Here is an 18,151-nt window from a genome sequence, read left to right as displayed (position 1 = left end):
TATGAGCCGCTCCGCCCGTTCCAGCGATCTGCAGTTTTCTGCCGGTGCCGTGATCGATGCCGCCAATCTGGTGCGTCTGCGTGCACTGTCAGGCTTTCTGCCGCTGCATCGCCAGCGCAAAATTCTCAACGACCTGTCCGGCAGCCATACTTCTGCCGTACGTGGCCGCGGTCTCGATTACGCCGAAGTGCGCGCCTATCAGCCGGGCGACGATATCCGTGCCATGGACTGGCGGGTAACCGCCCGCACTGGCGACGCCCATATCAAAGTGTTTAAAGAAGAACGCGAACGGCCGGTGATCATCGTCTGCGATCTGCGCTCGGGCATGCATTTCGGCACGCGCCACGCATTTAAAAGTGTACTGGCTGCCGATCTTGCTGCACTGCTGGCCTGGGCCGCCAGCAATCACGGCGATCGGGTTGGCGCGCTGCTGTTCAACGATGAAGACGAAACCGACCTGCGTCCGAAAACCGGCCGCAAACAGGTACTGCAGATCATCAATGCTCTGGCAGAAGCAAAACCGCAACCTTACCGCACGGGCCGCATGCAACAGATGTGTCGTCATCTGCGGCGCGTGGTTCGCCCCGGCAGTGCGGTATATTTCATCAGTGATTTCGCCGGATTCGACGATGAATGTGAACGTCAGCTGTTCGACCTGACCCGTCACAGTGATCTGATTGCCCTGCAGGTTTCCGATCCGCTGGAAGCCAGCCTGCCGCCACCCGGTGTTTATCAGTTTGCCTGGCAGGATAAAAAGCATCTGGTTAACGCCGCCGACCGCCGTTTGCGTCAGCAATACGAAGACGCCTGGCAGCAGCGCCGTGATGACCTTAGCGCCCACATGTTGCGGCTGAAATCGCCGTTACTGGCGTTAACTACCGACATGGCGGATCCACTCACAGCGCTGCGCAATGGTCTTGGCCTGAGCGGCAGTCGTACGAGCGGGAGGCGCGGATGAATCCGATCACCCCGCAGTTGCCGCTGGAAGATATTATTCTGCCCGCCGCGCCTGGCGCCTGGCCACTGGCACCCGGCTGGTGGCTGCTGCTGGTATTAATGCTGTTGTTGATCGCCGCCACTTTCCTGCTGCTGCGCCGGCGTAAACGCCTGCAGGCGTTGAGCCTGCCCTACCGCCACATCACCATCCGTCTCAATGATTTGCAGACGCAACATAAGCGTCTGAGCCCTGAAATGATTCAGGATATTAATACCCAGCTGAAAATCTGGTGCCGTCACCGCTATCCACAGGCGGTTAACCTGTATGGCAAAGACTGGGCGGTTTTTCTCGCCAACTCCAACAACAGTTTCAGCACAGATGAATTACGCCTGCTCGGCACCGGCGCCTATGTCCCTGAGGGACGCTTTGACGGCGATGCCGGCCAGCTGTTCGCTGCGGTAACGCAGTGGCTTGAACAGAGTGAAAAGCACTGGAGGCGTTCCAATGTCTGATGTCCTGCCCGATTTCCTGCCTCAGTTCCACTGGCTGTGGGCCTTTGCTCTGCTGCCGCTGCCGTTGCTGCTGCGTTTACTGATTCCAGCAGTGAAGCGCCAGAGCAGCGCCCTGAAAGTGCCGGTCCCGACACTGTTGCCGCAACAGAACAGCGAACACAGTGATGCGCCTGAGCGTGACGCCCTGAGCTGGATTCTGCTGGTGATCTTATGGCTCAGCCTGGTCATAGCCCTGGCGCGCCCCTATCAGGCCGGCGATGTGGTGGAAATGCCGGTCAGCGGTCGTGATCTGATTCTGGCCGTGGATTTATCCGACAGTATGAAGATGGGCGACATGCAACTGAATGGCCGTCAGGTTAACCGCCTGGATGCAGTAAAACATGTGCTGAATGATTTTATTCCCCGCCGTCAGGGCGACCGTCTGGGGCTGGTATTGTTTGGTGATGAAGCCTACCTGCAATCCCCACTGACCTTTGATACCCGCACAGTGCAAACCTTAATGAACGAGGCCCAGATTGGTCTTGCCGGTAAACGTACCGCCATTGGTGATGCGCTGGGCTTAACCATTAAACGTCTGAAAGATAATCCGGAAGACAGCCGCGTGGTCATTCTGCTCACCGACGGCGCCAATACTGCCGGTGAAATCGACCCGTTAAAAGCCGCAGAGCTGGCCGCCACCTACAAAGTAAAAATTTATACCATTGGTCTGGGGGCAGATCAGATGGAAGTCTCCAGCTTCTTTGGCAGCCGTACCGTGAACCCTAGCCGGGATCTCGACGAAAATGCCCTGCGTACCATTGCCCAAAGTACCGGCGGTGCATTTTTCCGCGCGCGCAACCCGGAAGAACTGCAGCAGATTTATGCCTTAATCGACGAGCTTGAGCCAACGGAAAAAGATCCGGAAATTTATCGGCCACAGACCAATCTGTATCACTGGCCATTATTGAGTGCGCTGATTTCTGTCCTGCTGCTGGCGCTGTGGCAAAGTCTGGGCGGATTAAAAAATACCATCATCGGCCGTTGGTCAGAAAAACACTCTGCCCGTTCCACTGATAATGCCACGGAGAAGTTCTGATGGAATGGCTGCATAATTTCCATTTTATTCGCCCATTGTGGTTACTGCTGATTATTCCGGCGTTGGCCGCCGTCTTTTTGTTCCGCCAGCGCAGAAAAAATAACGGTCAATGGCAACAGGTGATCGACCCGCTACTGCTGCCCTATCTTCTTGACGGCAACGACAGCCAGAAACCGGCATCACCTTTTATTACGCTGTTGATGGCATTGGCAGCCTTTATTGTTGCCATCGCTTTAGCCGGTCCGACCTGGCAAAAGATTCCACAGCCGGTGGCCAAAAATCAGGACGCGCTGGTCATTATGATGGATATGTCGTTATCCATGGGATCGCAGGATCTGTCGCCCAGCCGTTATGTCCGTGCCATCCAGAAAGTAACGGATATTGTCCGCTCCCGTCAGGACGGACAGACGGCGCTGATTGTATACGATGCCGATGCCTACACCGTCGCGCCGCTGACTGACGATACAGACACCATTGAAAACCTGCTGCCGTCGGTATCGCCATTTATTATGCCGGCGCCCGGCTCCCGCCCGGATAAAGCCATTGAACTGGCGCAGACGCTCGCGCGCGATTCCGGCGTTGGCAAAGTCCAGCTATTGCTGTTAACCGACGGTATCCAGAACAAAGATATTGGCCGTATTTCTGACGTATTGGATACCGGCCTTGCCAGCCTGAAAGTAATCACCATTGGAACCAGTGCCGGCGCACCGGTCCCCATGCCGGGTTCAGGTTTTCTGAAAGACGGTCAGGGCAATATTGTGATGCCCGGGCTCAACACCGGAGCGGTGGAAGCGCTGGCTTCTGCCCTGAATATTCCCTGGCGTAACATGACGCTGGATGACAGCGACTGGCAGAGTCTGATTTCACAACAGGCAGAACTTAATCCGCAGGTCGATGCTGACCCGCATGAGCAACAGCACAGGTTTGATCTCTGGGCAGACCAGGGGTATTGGCTGATATTCCTGCTGTTGCCGTTAGCCTTGCTGTTATTCCGCCGCGGTGTGGTAGTCAGTGTTTTTCTGATTCCATTTCTCTGGCCCCACGACTCTTACGCATTTGAGTGGCTGGATCTTTGGCAAACCAAAGATCAGCAGGCAGCAGAAATAATGAAAGATGACCCCAAAGCCGCCGCAGACGTATTTGAGGATCCACAGTGGAAAGGCTCCGCAGCTTATAAAGCCGGAGATTACCAATCCGCAGCTGAGGCATTCTCCCAATCCGCTGACAGCGCGGTTAACCATTACAACCGCGGTAATGCACTGGCCCAGTCCGGTCAGTTACAGGATGCTGTAAAAGAATATCAGCAGGCATTGAAAAAAGACCCGTCGCTGAAGGCGGCTGAAAAAAACCTGCAGACGGTAAAAAAAGCGCTGGAGCAGCAACAGAAGCAGCAACAACAGAACCAGAATGGCCAGCAAGATGACCAGCAGCAGGATCAGCAACAGAGTCAGGATCAGCAATCCGGGCAGCAGAACCAGCAGCAGAATGGCCAGCAAGGCGATCAGCGTCAGAATCAACAACAGAATAAACAACAGGACCAGGATCAGAAGCAAAACAATCAGAATGGCGAAAAACCCTCTGACAACGATCCGCAAAACGCTGAGGATAAACAACAGCAGGCCTCAGCTGAGCAACAGGATGATGCAGATAAAGACGATAAAACGCAGCAACAGCAGGCATCTGCTGAGAAAAATAAAGCTGATAAAGAAAATGACGGCAAGAACCCGCAACAGGCTCAGAATGACAGCGAAAGTACAATGACCCGGGAAGAACAGGCCGCAATGCAGCAATGGCTGAACCGCGTGCCGGATAAACCCGGCAACCTGCTGCAACGCAAATTTTTGTATCAATATCGCCAAAAAGATAATCAGGAAAGTGGAGACGTATTATGGTGAGGTTGCTTGGCAGTCTTATCTTTTGCCTGCTGCTCAGCACACAGGCCTGGGCCACATCGTTTAACGCCAGCGTGGACCGTAAAACCATCAGCGAACAGGACACCTTCACCCTGATTCTGCGTTACGGCGGCCAGGCAGGATTCAGCAGCCCGGACGTCTCCGCGCTGAAAAAAGATTTTCATATCCTCAATCAGCAGCAGTCACGCAAAATGACCACCATTAATGGTCAGATGGAATCTTATACCGACTGGGTACTGACACTGACACCTCAGCGCACTGGCCAGCTGACTATTCCGTCCATCGAGTACGATGACGAGAAAACCGATCCGATTACTGTTCAGGTCAATGCGGTTTCCGACGATGTAAAAGCTCAGCAGGAGAAAGAATTTTTCTTCGACATCAGTGTGCAGAAGCAGCCACAGTATTATGTGCAGCAACAGATTCTGTACACCGAAAAAGTCTATTACAGCGTACAGCATGACGAGCCTTCTCTGACCTCTCTGGACGTCACCGACGCCCGCGTCGAACCGCTTGGTGACGTGCGCCAGTACACGACGGTTATCAAAGGTCAGCGCTTTGGTGTTTATGAACGCAATTTTGCCATTTATCCGGAAGTCAGTGGCGAGCTGGTTATCCCCGGGCAACGTTTCCAGGCCTCCGTACGCGATCCTTATGACCGCTGGGGGCGTGGCCGTCAGGCATCTATTGTCAGCAAGCCCATCAGCCTGACGGTGAATTCCATTCCTGCCGGTTATCCGCAGGCGCCCTGGCTTCCTGCCAGCCAGCTGAGTATCAGCGAGCGCTTCAGTGCCGATCCTCAGGATTGGCAGCAAGGCGATCCCATCACCCGCACCATCACGCTGAAAGCCACCGGCCTGCCCGGAAATCAGCTGCCTCCGGTGCCAGTGCCTGAAATCCGTAATATCCGTTACTACCCGGATCAGACTGAATCCAGTGATGATTTATCGGAAAATGGCGTAGAAGGAACCTCGGTTCAGTCCATGGCATTGGTGCCTGCCGCAAGCGGTAAAATTACCCTGCCGGAAATCCGCATCCCCTGGTGGAATGTGACCAAAGGTCAGCTGGAATATGCGGTACTGCCTGCCCATACAGTAACCGTGGCGCCGGCACAGAACGCTGCTCAGAATTCCGGGCAAAACACAGTAAATGGCAACACACAAAGCGCTGCTGAAGCGTCTGCCTCTGACAGTCATAGCGGTAACAGCAATGGCGGAACATTGGTTTCTGCTGACAGCCATTTCAGTGGTTTCTGGCCAGTACTGTTCGCACTGTCCCTGCTGGTGAATATTGTGCTGGGCTGGCTGCTGTTGAAGAAGCCCGCTGCAGCAATGGAATCTGCAGAGTCAGACGCGCTGCAAAATGAAAAACAATGCTGGAAGGCTTTGAACACTGCCTGTCGTAATGGCGACGCAAAGGATCTTCACAGCGCCCTGTTAAAGTGGGCAAATGCCGCACTCCGGAATAACCTTGATGGTAGTGAAAGCAGCAAAGACAGAGCCATTACCAGCCTGCCACAGCTGGCAGCCCGCTATCGCGACCCGGCCTTAAATTCTGCATTAAGTGAGCTGGATGCCCTGCTGTTTTCCGCACAGGGAAATTCGGCTTACAATGGTCAGAATCTGCTGTCGCTGTTAAAAGCCAGAAAGCAACTGGATGAAGAAAAGCCGCAAAACGACAGCCTGTACCCGGCCTGAAAGCCGTAGAATCTGCGTTGATCAGCCCTGCTTTTAAGCACTGAAAATACAAACGGGAAAGGAATACTTTCCCGCATGAAAGCGCTGCTCAAAAATCCAGACAAAAGCCCGGACAAAATCTTAGGCCAAAAACGCTGCTCAGCTGTCCAGTTTACCCTGAGGCCTTATCCCGGCTGTATCGTCACTGTCTTTGGTTTCGCGGGAACTGGATTTATCCAGATACATTGCCTGATCGGCAATTTCAATCCAGGATGATGCATTGCGTACATCGGGATAGCCAACAAAGGCGACACCGATACTGAAGTGAACATGAAAGTCCCTTCCCTGTGAGCTGTATTTCAGCACATTGGCGCGCAGATTTGCCGCCGTCCGGCTGGCCTCCCTGATGCCGGTCTGCGGCAAGATAACCACAAATTCATCCCCGGCATAACGCGCCAGAATATCCGTTACCCGGATGTTGCCGGTAATATGCTGAGCCAATGCACGCAGCGTGTCATCACCAGCAATATGGCCGTAATTATCATTAATAGCTTTGAAGTCGTTCAGATCAATAAACAGGACAGAGCTTGGGGTTTTATAGCGGTTATACAGCTCCAGTTGCTTATCCAGTTCGTCATACAGAGCCTGACGGTTAAGGCAGCCGGTTAACGGATCGGTACGCACCAGCTGGTTCAGTCTTTCGGTCGCTTCTTTTTCTTTCTTCAGCGCCTTTTCCAGCTCCAGCTGGGTCTCAACCCGATCAGTGATGTCGGTCGCCAGACCAACAATATAGTCAGCACTCCCCTCTTCGCCGCGCACTTCAGTGCCGGTATCAATAATATGGCGCAGACCTTTTTGCGGATGATTTACCCGATACTGCACCTTCCATTGTCCATCCTGCCTGTGCCTGATCGCGTGCAGAACCCGCTGACGGTCCTCCTCGTGGATAGCTTCGAACAGAACAGCCGGTGCATTGTAAAAACTCAGATGGTTACGACCCCAGACGTGTTCAATCGCACGGTTAACAAACAGAATATTATCCAGCTCAGGGGATGCCATCCAGACAACCGACTGAATGGTTTCTGCCATGGTACGGAATTTCGTTTCCGACTTCTGCAGCAGTGCTTCTGAGTGTTTGCGCTCAGTAATATCCTGAATCACCGAAATAAAATAATCGGGAAAATCCTGTTCATCACGGATCAGAGATACCGTCAGGTTAGCCCAGATATCACGGCCACTGGCATGAATATAGCGCTTTTCCATGCTGTATGAATCAGCCTCACCGGCCAGCAAACGGTTAACGTGGCCAACGTCGTCCTGCAGATCCTCAGCATGCGTTACATCCTGAAAACACAGCTCCATCATCTGTTCACGGGAATAACCGAGCAGCTCACACAAATGCTGGTTAATGCGCAGAAAACGCCCGCCAAGGCTGACTTTGCAGATGCCGACGTACGCCAGTTCAAACAATTCGTCATACGCTTTGCGCTGTTCCCGCAGCTTGCGCTCTTCCCGCCACAAAGCAGACGTGTCACGGATGGTGGCCAGCGCCATGCGCTCTTTTTCCAGCTCCACCAGTGCCAGATGAATTTCGCCGTTCAGCTTGCGTCCGTTAGCGCCGCGGATCCAGATGCGGTTGTTCATGGTGCGGTCACCATGGGAGGTAAAAAAGAGAGTCACCAGATGCTGATGCTGCGCACGGATAGCGTCCGGAACAAGAATATCCACGTGTTCGCCATTGAGACTGCCCGGCGAATAGCCCAGCAGTTTGTGCGACGCCACGTTGGCCTGGCGAATGATGCCCCGGTCGTCCACCAGCACCATGGGGTCCGGACTGAGTTCAAACAGTACATCCCGCGCTTTAACAGCATAGGATGCCTTACGGCCAGCCAGATAGGCGGCAAATGCCATCAATAAAGCAACCGCTGACACCGTCAGCCAAAGTAACACTTCCATGGTTTCTCCACGCCAGATTACAGACGTCTGCGCGCCGGGCAGACGCCTGCTCAGGACGACACCGTCCCGTCCTGATAAGCATAGCAGGAAGTGGAGAATCCGCTGCTTTGTCCGGGCTAACCCCGGGAGGAATCAGGGGACTCAGCTGACAGCTTCATCCGAAAGGATGGGACAGGTTCCATAGGTAGTAAAACGGCAGGTAAATCAGCGTCATAAGGCTCATCATTGAGCCCAAACAGCGTGCGCCAGAACCAGCCACTTTCGAGGTCTTCACGGCAGGCGACCAGCTGCTGCTGATACACTTTGGCCCGGCGTTCAACTTTACGGGCCACATCGATCAGCCAACGCTTGTTTTTGTAGGTACCGCGCAGATAGCCGCCGGCACCTTCGTGATAAGCAAGATAAAGGCGATACGCATCGTGCGCTTTGATGCCGGTGCGTTTTATCGTCTGGGCGTTGTACCAGCCGATAAAATCCACAGCATCTTCAAAGTCATCACGGTCCGCACCCCAGTTACCGGTGGCTTTCATATAGCCTTCCCAGGTGGTATCCAGCGCCTGAGCATAGCCATACGCCGTGGATGGCCGCGGCCCCGGAATAATCCACAGATACCATTTACGCGGCGGGCGGTTATCACCGACGAACTTCGATTCCTGATGAATAAAGGCCATGGTTACGGCTTCCGGAATGCCGTACTTTTTCTTCACCTCTTTTGAGGCGTTATACCAGTCGTAATATTCATCGTAGATGTCACAGACATCGTTGATATTTTTCGGTGGCGCCGTACTGCAGGCGCTGAGCAACAGACTGAAAGCCAGTAACGCTATAATTCTGATATTCGCCAGCACCGGCACTTTCTCCCCGTATTTTATTCCTGCAGGTTTATCCCGGCACAGTCTCATCCCTGAGGACGAAGCCCATGTTCGTCCAGTAACTGCAGAAAACCCGCTTCATCCAGCACAGTAACATCCAGGCTCTGAGCCTTGGTCAGTTTGGAGCCTGCCTTCTCGCCAGCCACCAGAAAATCGGTTTTGGCGGAAACACTGCCTGTGACTTTGGCACCAAGCTGCTCCAGCAGAGCTTTGGCATCATCGCGGCTGAGACCACTCTCTGTCAGCGTACCGGTAATCACCGCAACCTGACCCGATAATGGCAGTTCGCCGGAATCCTGTACGGGTTCTTTCTCCGTCCAGTTCACGCCCGCCTTCTGCAATTGCTCAATCACAGTAAGGTTATGCGGTTCAGCAAAGAAATTATGCACGTGTGCCGCAACAATGGCGCCAACATCCGGCACGTCAATCAAGGCTTCTTCGGAGGCGGTCATAATGCGTTCGAGAAAGCCAAAATGCGCAGCAAGATTATTGGCCGTTACCACACCCACTTCACGGATACCGAGCGCGTAAAGGAAGCGCGGCAAAGTGGTATTTTTGGCTTTTTCCAGCGCATCGAGAACATTCTGCGCCGACTTTTCCGCCATGCGTTCCAGGCCCGCCAGCTGTTCCAGTGTCAAGTGAAATAAATCATCCACGGAATCAATCAGCCCGGCATCCACCAGCTGATCGATCAGTTTATCGCCCAGCCCTTCAACATCCAGCGCTTTGCGCGAGGCAAAATGCTTGATGGCTTCTTTACGCTGAGCAGAACATACCAGACCACCAGTACAGCGGGCGACGGCTTCGCCCTCGACTTTTTCCACCAGCGAATCGCACACCGGACAATGATCCGGCATAACAATATCCTGTGCCTCCGCTGGACGCTTTTCCGCCACCACGGAAACCACCTGTGGAATAACATCGCCGGCACGACGGATAATAACGGTATCGCCGACCTTCACATCCAGCCGGGCAATTTCATCCATATTATGCAAGGTGGCATTGGATACAGTAACACCAGCCACATGCACAGGTTTTAATCGTGCCACCGGCGTTAAGGCACCGGTGCGGCCAACCTGAAAATCCACGCCCTGCAGTTCAGTCATCTCTTCAACCGCCGGAAATTTATAAGCTATCGCCCAACGCGGAGCACGGGCAACAAAGCCCAGAGTTTCCTGCAGATCGAGACGGTCAACTTTGAATACCGTACCGTCGATTTCGTAATCCAGTGAATGACGTTTTTCACCCAGCTGTTCAAAAAACGCCTGGGCTTCCTCAACACCGTTGACCACGCGCATTTCCGGGTTAATTTTAATCCCCCAGGTTTTTACCTGCGCAAGAATGCCGCTGTGAGTATCCGCCATATCCGCATCGTCGCTTACCACACCAATACTGTAGGCACAGAACTCCAGTGGTCGCTTCGCGGTAATTTTCGGGTCCAGCTGACGCAGCGAACCGGCGGCGGCGTTACGTGGATTGGCAAAGACTTTTTCGTCGTTTTGCCGCGCATTGTCGTTGTACGCATCAAACCCTGCTTTCGGCATATACACCTCACCACGGATCTCGATCCGTGATGGATAGTTATCGCCATACAGTTTCAGCGGGATATTTTTAATGGTGCGCACATTCTGGGTAACATTTTCCCCGGTCTGACCATCGCCACGGGTCGCGGCCCGTACCAGTACACCATCGACATACAGCAGACTGATGGCCAGCCCATCGAGCTTAGGTTCGCAGGCGATGGCAATGGTATCTGTGGTCTTTAACCTGTCCTGAACGCGCTGATAAAAAGCCGCAAATTCCTCAGCGTTCATCGCATTATCCAGCGACAGCATGGGAATATCGTGTACCACTTCTTCGAATTCGGTCAGTGGCTGCGCGCCGACACGCTGGGTTGGAGAATCCGCAGTGACCAGCTCAGGATACTGCGCTTCCAGCCCCTGCAGTTCACGCATCAGGCGATCGTATTCTGCGTCTGGAATACTGGGTTCATCCAGCGTGTAATAACGATAATTATGCTGATTTATTTCCTGACGCAGTGCATCCACTCTGCTGCTGACGGATTGTTCGTCGGTCATGGATTCCTTTCCTGTTGCACTGCTTTTCATGGTATCGGAAGACGCAGAGGAGCCATTTGGCTCCTCTGCAAAAAGATCATTTTGTTCGTTCATAATGGTATTTCAGAATTTATTTAAGACCCTGCTTTTTACGGGCCAGTTTCTGTCGCCGTTCGTATTCCATAATCTGCTGACGCTCGTGCTCAATGGTCTGAGTGGTCAGCGCACTGCGCGCCCCATCAATCAGATCGGCACCGAGATTACGGGCTATAACCCGCGCCATTTCCGACATGGCTTCGTACGCCTCCGGCGCCTTTGACGGACCCGGCAGGCTCATAAAGAAACTCAGTCCGCGGAAATGCTGCTGCGCCATGGCGGCCGGTACGAAGATACCTGGCTCATAACTCTGCGCCACAGAAAACTGAATATTGCCACGGCCATCGGCCTGCTCGAAGCGGTGGAAAATATCCATCTCGCCAAAACGCAGATCGCAGCTGTTAAACAGGTAAAGAATATCTTTGCCACTGAACCCCAGCTCATCCCGGGCAACGCAGTGAATTTCCAGCACCATATCCGGCTGCGGACGGTCTGCCAGTTTCTCCGCATCGGCGGATGCGTAATTAACGGGCTGCACAATGGTTTGTGGCGGCACTTCACTGACTTCGTTCTGCAGATCGTCTTCGTCGGGGTATTCCCCTTCGGAAATAAAATCATTGTGTACCGGATCTTCAGCGTCGTTCACTTCCGCTTCAGCGTCTGCAACTTCATCTGCCGCGTCCATCGAATTGCGGCCAAACAGATCGCCGCTAACGGGCTCGGCTGCTGGCTGAATGTCATCGTCGCCCAGCTCTTCCACTTCCAGCAGGACCGGGAATTCTTCATCAAGATTAACCGGACGGGCTTTCGGAATCAGGCTGGACGCTGGAATATCGAAATCCTGAATACTGTCTTTATTGGGTTCACTATGGACCGGCGCACTGTCAGCCTGTTTACCGACCACCCGTACCGGGCCAACATCGTCTTCCCAGGATACCAGGGTGTCTTCATCATCGGTGGCGGAGAAAGATGGCAGATCCCAGCCCGATGACGAGTCCGCCGTAGCCGGGGCTGCGCGCTCTTCCGCTCTGGGCTTATGCTCAGCAACAGAGGGCTTATGCTCAGCAGTGGAAGGCTTATATTCCTCAGCTGATGGCTTTTGTTCAGTAACTGAAGGCTCTGACTCAACAACCTGACGTTCAGCGGTGGGCTTATCAGCCGCTGCAACAGTACGCGCAGGTGACAGATCCTCGTCAGCAAAATACGGCACGCTGCTGTCTTCACGCTCTGCCAGATCATCAGCCGGCGTATCGTCAAAACGCGGGCGAAAATCGTCAGGCTGCACTTTGCTGAGTGGTGCGGCACCCTCACCCGGCTCACGATCACCAATCACACGGAAACCGCCGCTGGGCAGCTCCGGATTGTGCGGATCTTCCGGGAAATTGAATTCGTTGGTGACATCAAGACGCAGAGCTTCCGCCCGGGCACGCCGCATCCTGCGGAAACCATCAATCAGAATTGCTGCCATCACCATCAAACCGATGATGATAAGAACCGTACGCCAGCTCCATTCCATTTTTACCTTAAACCCCTGCTAACCTGTGCCTGATTACAACCGCTCGTGTGGACCGGAAAAACGCTCGATATGACATCGGAACCACAAAAAATCTCCGGGCAGAGTGTTACATATTGGCCATAGCGAAAACAGCCCCTGCAACACTCTGCGAGCAGAAAAGCCGACAACTTTCCCTGTCTGACCCTCTCTGCCCGATTCAGTCGTGCGTTATCTGTCCGTTTATTGATCAATCATCTGCGCGGCTTCCTCCACATCCACAGAAACCAGACGGGATACGCCAGGCTCGTGCATGGTGACGCCCATCAGCTGATCCGCCATCTCCATGGCGATTTTGTTGTGCGTAATATAAATAAACTGCACTTTTTCAGACATTGCCTTCACCAGTCGCGCATAACGTCCGACGTTGGCGTCATCCAGCGGCGCGTCCACCTCATCCAGCATACAGAACGGTGCCGGATTCAGCTGGAAGATAGAGAACACCAGCGCGATCGCGGTCAGGGCTTTCTCACCACCGGACAGCAGATGAATGGTGCTGTTTTTCTTGCCCGGCGGGCGCGCCATAATGGCCACACCAGTGGTCAGCAGGTCTTCGTCGGTCAGTTCCAGCGAGGCATGACCACCGCCGAACACTTTCGGGAAGAGTTCGGCCAGACCGGCGTTCATCTTGTCGAAGGTTTCCTGGAAACGGGTACGGGTCTCGCGGTCAATCTTCTGAATCGCGCCTTCCAGTGTCTGCAGCGCTTTCTGCAGATCATCATTCTGGTTGTCCAGATACACCTTACGCTCAGACTGCACCTTGTATTCTTCAATGGCAGCAAGGTTAATCGCGCCCAGACGCTGAATACGCTCGGCGATTTTTTCCAGATCCGCCTGCCATTGTTCGGCGTTGGCTTCTTCCGGAATGTTCTCCATCACATCTTTCAGGGTCAGTTTTTCTTCGGCCAGGGATTCCACCAGCGCCTGACGGCGGATATCCAGCGCCTGACACTCCATGCGCACTTTTTCCAGTTCGTTACGCACTTCGAGCGCTTTTTTCTCGGCTTCCGCCCGGCTCTGCTCGAGCTCCCGTAAGCGGCTGTCGACGGTTTCCAGCGCATGGCGGGCGGCCTGCATGGCCTGTTCGGCACTGAGGCGGCGCTCAAGCATTTCTTCCAGCTGTGCCTTCAGTTCGTCCAGATCCGCACTGTGATCGCGGTTCTGATTTTCCAGCACCTGCTCACGACGTTCGCGCAGGCGCGTCATCTGTTCCGCCAGACGATCAATCGCCTGTTGCAGGGATTGTTCGCGGCTGGTCAGGGTCTGCATCTTCAGCTGCATCTGGTGGCCGCGGTCTTTATTCTGACCGGCTTCCATCCGTGCGGTCTCCAGCAACTGCTGCACCCGCGCACGCTCATCCTGCAGACGCTGACGTTCATCCGTGTCTTCATCCACCGCGCTCATGGCTTCCTGCCAGGTCATGCGCAGCTCTTCCAGATTCTCCCGTTCCAGCGCCTGGGTTTCCCGCGCCTCAGAGATGTCGCGGTTAATCTTGTCACTGCGCAGGGCGAACTGTTCTGCCCGCGCCTGTTTACCGGATAGCTGCGATTTCAGCGTAATCAGCTTCTGACTTACCTGCTGCTGTTCGCGCTGTGCGGTCTCACGCTGCTGCTCCAGCGAGCGCAGCTTAAGCTGGTTGGCTTCCAGGTCGGCATCCCATTCTTCCACCTGAATATCCAGATCTTCGATTTGCTCTTCCAGCGTTTCCAGTTCCTGCTGACGCGCCAGCAGACCGCCTTCACCGTCCGCTTCCCGCGCCACACGCAACCAGTGCTTACCCAGCCAGATACCATCCGGGGTAATCACGGATTCATCGTCAGCCAGTGAACTGCGCACTGCCAGAGCGGCCTGAATGCTGTCGGCGGTTTTCACGCCAGCCAGCAATCCGGCGACATTCTGTTGGCTGCTGACTTTGCTCTGCAGTGTGCCCGGCTGCGCCGCGGGCATACTTTCAGAGCCCTGCTGCCAGAGAATCAGCTGGCCTTCTTTAAAGCTATCAAGCCAATGCTGGGCCGGATCGAGCTGATCAACCATCACCGCCTGCAGATAACCGCCCAGTACGGTTTCCACCGCGCGCTCCCAACCGGATTCGACCTGCAGCTGTTCTGCCAGACGCGGTTTACGTGCCAGCTGATGGCTTTCCAGCCAGTGACTGACGGCTTCACTGCCCTGCCCCAACGCGGCTTTCTGCAGTGCATCCAGCGTGGCTTTGCGGTTCAGCATCTGTTGCAGACGACGCTTGCCATCGTCCAGCTGCTTACGCTGCTGCTCCAGACTTTCGCGCGCGTCGGTGACCTGTTCAGCCAGTTCATCCACCCGCGCCTGCTGACTTTCAGCCGCCAGTTCCTGTTCGCTGACTTCTTCACCCAGCAGCTGAATTTCTTCCAGCTCCGGATTTTCCGTCACCTGCTGCAGCTCTTCCTGCAGTCGCAGGATCTGCTGATCGATACGGGTCAGCTGTTGTTCGGTGTTCTGAATGCGGGTCTGGGCCACTTCTGCCTGACGTGCCGGCTCACTGGCGCGCTGGGTAAAGGCATCCCAGCTGTCCTGCCAGCGGCGTTGTGCATCTTCGGCTTCTTCCAGTTTCAGTGCCGATTCTTCTTCACCGGCGAGCAGCATTTCCAGCTCCGGTTCCAGCATCAGACGTTCTTCGCTGACGGTTTCCAGATTCAGCTGATCTTCTTCCAGCGAACGCTCGGTATCCATGATGGCTTTTTCGACTTCGGCCAGATCACGGTCGAGCTGCAGCGACATCTGTGACTGATGCTCGAGCTTCTGCTCCTGACGGGCAATCTGTGCACCGACTTCGTAATACTTACTCTGCGCTTCGTTGAACTGATCGCTTTTTTCCTGATGCTCCAGACGCAGGCCTTCAATCTCAGTATCTGCCGAGCGCTGATTGGCCATGTGCGATTCAAACTGCGCTTCGAACTGCGCAATCTTCAGTTCGCGCTGCTGATAATCTTCGTTCAGGGTCTGCCATTTCAGCGCCTGCAGCTGAGCCTTTTTCTCACGTTCCTGCGACTTCAGCTCTTTGTACTTTTCCGCCGCCTGAGCCTGGCGATGCAGGTGCGACAGCTGGCGCTCCAGCTCTTCACGGATGTCCTGCAGACGTTCGAGGTTTTCATGGGTACGGCGCATGCGGTTTTCGGTTTCACGGCGGCGCTCTTTGTACTTGGAAATACCGGCAGCCTCTTCCACGTAAACACGCAGTTCTTCCGGCTTGGCTTCGATCAGACGCGAAATCATGCCCTGTTCGATAATGGCGTAAGAACGCGGGCCGAGGCCGGTGCCGAGGAAGATATCGGTAATGTCTTTACGGCGGCATTTGGTGCCGTTTAGGTAATAGGTGGACTGTCCGTCACGACTGACCTGACGGCGCACGGCGATCTCACTGTATCCGGCGTATTCGCCTCTTAACGTACCGTCACTGTTGTCGAACACCAGGTCTACGCTGGCTTTGCCCACCGGCTTACGCTCCGACGAGCCGTTAAAAATAACGTCGGTCATGGCGTCGCCACGCAGGTACTTGGCCGAGCTTTCGCCCATTACCCAGCGCACAGCGTCAATGGTGTTCGATTTACCACAGCCGTTAGGGCCGACAATGCCCGTCATATTGGTGTTAAAAGGAACCGTGGTGGGATCAACGAAGGACTTAAAACCTGCCAGTTTAATGGCTTTCAGGCGCATGCAGAGGTCTCCTCAGCCAGTGCCGCGAGCACGGTGCTGCACTGGTGTTTGCCATAAGCTTTTATAATGGTTGGGATGGCGTTGCGGTCGCGCCGGGCAACAGCCTGAATCAATTCGGCAAAAAAACGGAATGCATGGCTGACTTCCGCCGGACGGTAACGTACCCCGAGCGCATAGGCGCGGTGCAGTGCCGGTTGTAGGTTGGAGAGGATTTCGCTCAGATAATCGTTTCTGGCGATCTGACAGGCTTCATGCATCAGGCGGAACCCGGCCGCGACAAAGGCCGCACGGTCTTCGTTCTGATTGCAGTCACGCATCTTTTCCCATTCACTCAGAACCGGGTCCAGCGCATCATCCTGCCAGTTGTCCGCCACACGCACAGCCAGCATCACCAGCAGGTTAATGTACAGATCGTACAGCTGGCTGACGTTTTGTTCACTCAGTTCAGCAACGACAGCGCCGCGACGGGGAAGAATATTAATGAGATAACGTCGTTCAAGGATCAGCAGTGCTTCCCGCACTGAGCCGCGACTGACACTGAGCTCATTCACTACCCGGGCTTCCTGAATACGCTCTCCGGGCTTCATCTTGCCAGAAATAATGCTCGCTGCCAGATACTTGGCTATCTGCTCAGAGAGGCTTTCCGGGGCAGTAAAGCTCATGCGGTATCTTCCGTTTTTATTGCCGTATAAAAGCGGGATGTTACCACAGAAACGGCGCCTGCCGAACGTTGACAGAAAGCACGGCAGGCCGTGCGTCTCAGTGGCGTCAGAGAGTGCAGCAAAGCGGACAGAATGGGCGCTTCCGCTCCCGGAAGCGATGATCAGACGTTAATCTGCTCAGAGCATAAACATATCAGAAGCAAACAGCCCGGAAGTTAATCAGTCGCTCTCGCCCCAGAGAAATTCGTCGATCTCCTTCATCAGGTAGGGGTTATCCGAAATATTGGCCGCTACCTGCTCTGCCTCCTCACGGCTGTAGCCATGCAGATTAAAACTGGTGGTACCGGCAGGCTCACCGTCGTAATCCAGCCGCAGTAACAGCAGCCAGGTCGTCTCATCTGCGGTGGGACGCAGCTCAATGGCGGCTTTGAGTTTACCTTCCAGCAAGGAAATATAATGGGATGCATCCACGTCCATAGTTACTGCTCCGCCTGCGCCCGTTTGACAAACTCCACCAGCGCGCTGTCCATGGTGGCAACGTGCAGATCAAACCAGCGCGGTAACTGCTCAGCAACGTACGCCCGGCCAAACATTATCCGCCCGGCCTCAACCCGCTTGCCAAACTGTGTCAGCTCGCCCAGCACCCGGTTATGCTCGCCACGATGCTCTGCCATAGCCGGATAGCCACAGTCCGCCATAAGGCGGTTTTCACGCTCAAAATGCTCAGCCGTATGCTGTTCCAGTTCAGCAAACAGGCGGGCAAATTCCGCATTGTCTGCACTCGCCATACGCTGACACAGGGCGGCGAACGCCAGATGATCCTGATCGATGGCAGCGTGACCTAGGGTCATCGGTTGATTGGAGGTTTGTGCAGGCAGAGATTGCGTTGCCGTCATGGGGTTCTCCTGAGGTTAACGATTACAGCGCTGTAACCCCGGGTTATTGCAAGCACCAGACCATTTACCCTTGTAAATTTATACATTAAAAATCAATAAGTTACATAAAACCGATGTGTTACTTCAGAGCAGATGTCGCGTTTGCACTGGCGGCTTTACCACACAAACAACAGGGTTTAAGAGTCAGACTCAGCTGCATTGGCAGGAATACGACAAATATGCAGCACAACCCGGTCCCCTGTCGTCTTTACGACGCC

13 protein-coding genes are annotated in these 18,151 nt (G+C 54.4%); 5 read left to right on the top strand and 8 right to left on the bottom strand.

Annotated elements, in window-relative coordinates; translation table 11 throughout:
• The first annotated feature begins 1 nt into the window (after position 1).
• The 5 genes from B2Z72_RS18500 to B2Z72_RS18480 are packed head-to-tail and all read left to right on the top strand — an operon-like array spanning position 2 to position 6,134.
• Complete coding sequence (locus B2Z72_RS18500) at positions 2–958, top strand: DUF58 domain-containing protein (protein ID WP_296983361.1); 957 nt, start codon at positions 2–4, stop codon at positions 956–958.
• Positions 955–1,449, top strand: coding sequence for a DUF4381 domain-containing protein (locus B2Z72_RS18495; protein ID WP_296983363.1), 495 nt, complete (start codon positions 955–957; stop codon positions 1,447–1,449). Before B2Z72_RS18500 ends, B2Z72_RS18495 begins: the two co-directional genes overlap by 4 nt.
• Positions 1,442–2,524 carry a vWA domain-containing protein gene (locus B2Z72_RS18490; protein WP_296983364.1) on the top strand — a complete coding sequence of 361 codons (1,083 nt, stop codon included), beginning with the start codon at positions 1,442–1,444 and terminating at the stop codon, positions 2,522–2,524. Before B2Z72_RS18495 ends, B2Z72_RS18490 begins: the two co-directional genes overlap by 8 nt.
• Positions 2,524–4,419, top strand: a complete 1,896-nt coding sequence (locus tag B2Z72_RS18485; protein ID WP_296983365.1) for a vWA domain-containing protein — start codon at positions 2,524–2,526, stop codon at positions 4,417–4,419. Before B2Z72_RS18490 ends, B2Z72_RS18485 begins: the two co-directional genes overlap by 1 nt.
• Positions 4,413–6,134 carry a BatD family protein gene (locus B2Z72_RS18480; RefSeq protein WP_297005540.1) on the top strand — a complete coding sequence of 574 codons (1,722 nt, stop codon included), beginning with the start codon at positions 4,413–4,415 and terminating at the stop codon, positions 6,132–6,134. The genes B2Z72_RS18485 and B2Z72_RS18480 overlap by 7 nt, the downstream gene beginning before the upstream one ends.
• A 138-nt stretch (positions 6,135–6,272) precedes the next feature.
• Here B2Z72_RS18480 and B2Z72_RS18475 read toward each other — a convergent pair whose 3' ends face one another.
• The 8 genes from B2Z72_RS18475 to B2Z72_RS18440 all read right to left on the bottom strand — a co-directional run bounded on the left by B2Z72_RS18475 (position 6,273) and on the right by B2Z72_RS18440 (position 17,894).
• Positions 6,273–8,069, bottom strand: coding sequence for a PAS domain S-box protein (locus B2Z72_RS18475; RefSeq protein WP_296980136.1), 1,797 nt, complete (start codon positions 8,067–8,069; stop codon positions 6,273–6,275).
• A gap of 116 nt (positions 8,070–8,185) precedes the next feature.
• Positions 8,186–8,917, bottom strand: a complete 732-nt coding sequence (locus B2Z72_RS18470; protein ID WP_296980140.1) for a transglycosylase SLT domain-containing protein — start codon at positions 8,915–8,917, stop codon at positions 8,186–8,188.
• A 50-nt stretch (positions 8,918–8,967) separates the two neighbouring features.
• Complete coding sequence (gene ligA / locus B2Z72_RS18465) at positions 8,968–11,019, bottom strand: NAD-dependent DNA ligase LigA (RefSeq protein ID WP_296980167.1); 2,052 nt, start codon at positions 11,017–11,019, stop codon at positions 8,968–8,970.
• 109 nt (positions 11,020–11,128) lie between these two features.
• Positions 11,129–12,610 (bottom strand): cell division protein ZipA C-terminal FtsZ-binding domain-containing protein, encoded by a 1,482-nt coding sequence (locus B2Z72_RS18460; protein ID WP_296980143.1) that lies wholly within the window; start codon positions 12,608–12,610, stop codon positions 11,129–11,131.
• Positions 12,611–12,829: 219 nt separating this feature from the next.
• Positions 12,830–16,336 carry a chromosome segregation protein SMC gene (gene smc, locus B2Z72_RS18455; RefSeq protein ID WP_297005537.1) on the bottom strand — a complete coding sequence of 1,169 codons (3,507 nt, stop codon included), beginning with the start codon at positions 16,334–16,336 and terminating at the stop codon, positions 12,830–12,832.
• The gene (locus B2Z72_RS18450) at positions 16,327–16,998 is read right to left on the bottom strand and encodes a GntR family transcriptional regulator (RefSeq protein WP_296980147.1); all 672 of its coding nucleotides are present in this window, start codon (positions 16,996–16,998) and stop codon (positions 16,327–16,329) included. The genes smc and B2Z72_RS18450 overlap by 10 nt, the downstream gene beginning before the upstream one ends.
• A 219-nt stretch (positions 16,999–17,217) precedes the next feature.
• Positions 17,218–17,475, bottom strand: a complete 258-nt coding sequence (locus B2Z72_RS18445) for a hypothetical protein (RefSeq protein ID WP_297005533.1) — start codon at positions 17,473–17,475, stop codon at positions 17,218–17,220.
• Between the two features lie 2 nt (positions 17,476–17,477).
• On the bottom strand, positions 17,478–17,894 hold the full coding sequence (locus tag B2Z72_RS18440) for a bacteriohemerythrin (protein ID WP_296980149.1): 417 nt from the start codon (positions 17,892–17,894) through the stop codon (positions 17,478–17,480).
• Positions 17,895–18,151 lie beyond the last annotated feature (257 nt).

The organism is Thalassolituus sp. UBA6592 (genome assembly GCF_002433655.1).
GTDB lineage: Bacteria > Pseudomonadota > Gammaproteobacteria > Pseudomonadales > Oceanobacteraceae > Venatoribacter.
The sequence above is the reverse complement of the archived record's forward strand: the minus strand, read 5'-3'. Positions and strand labels throughout refer to the sequence as shown.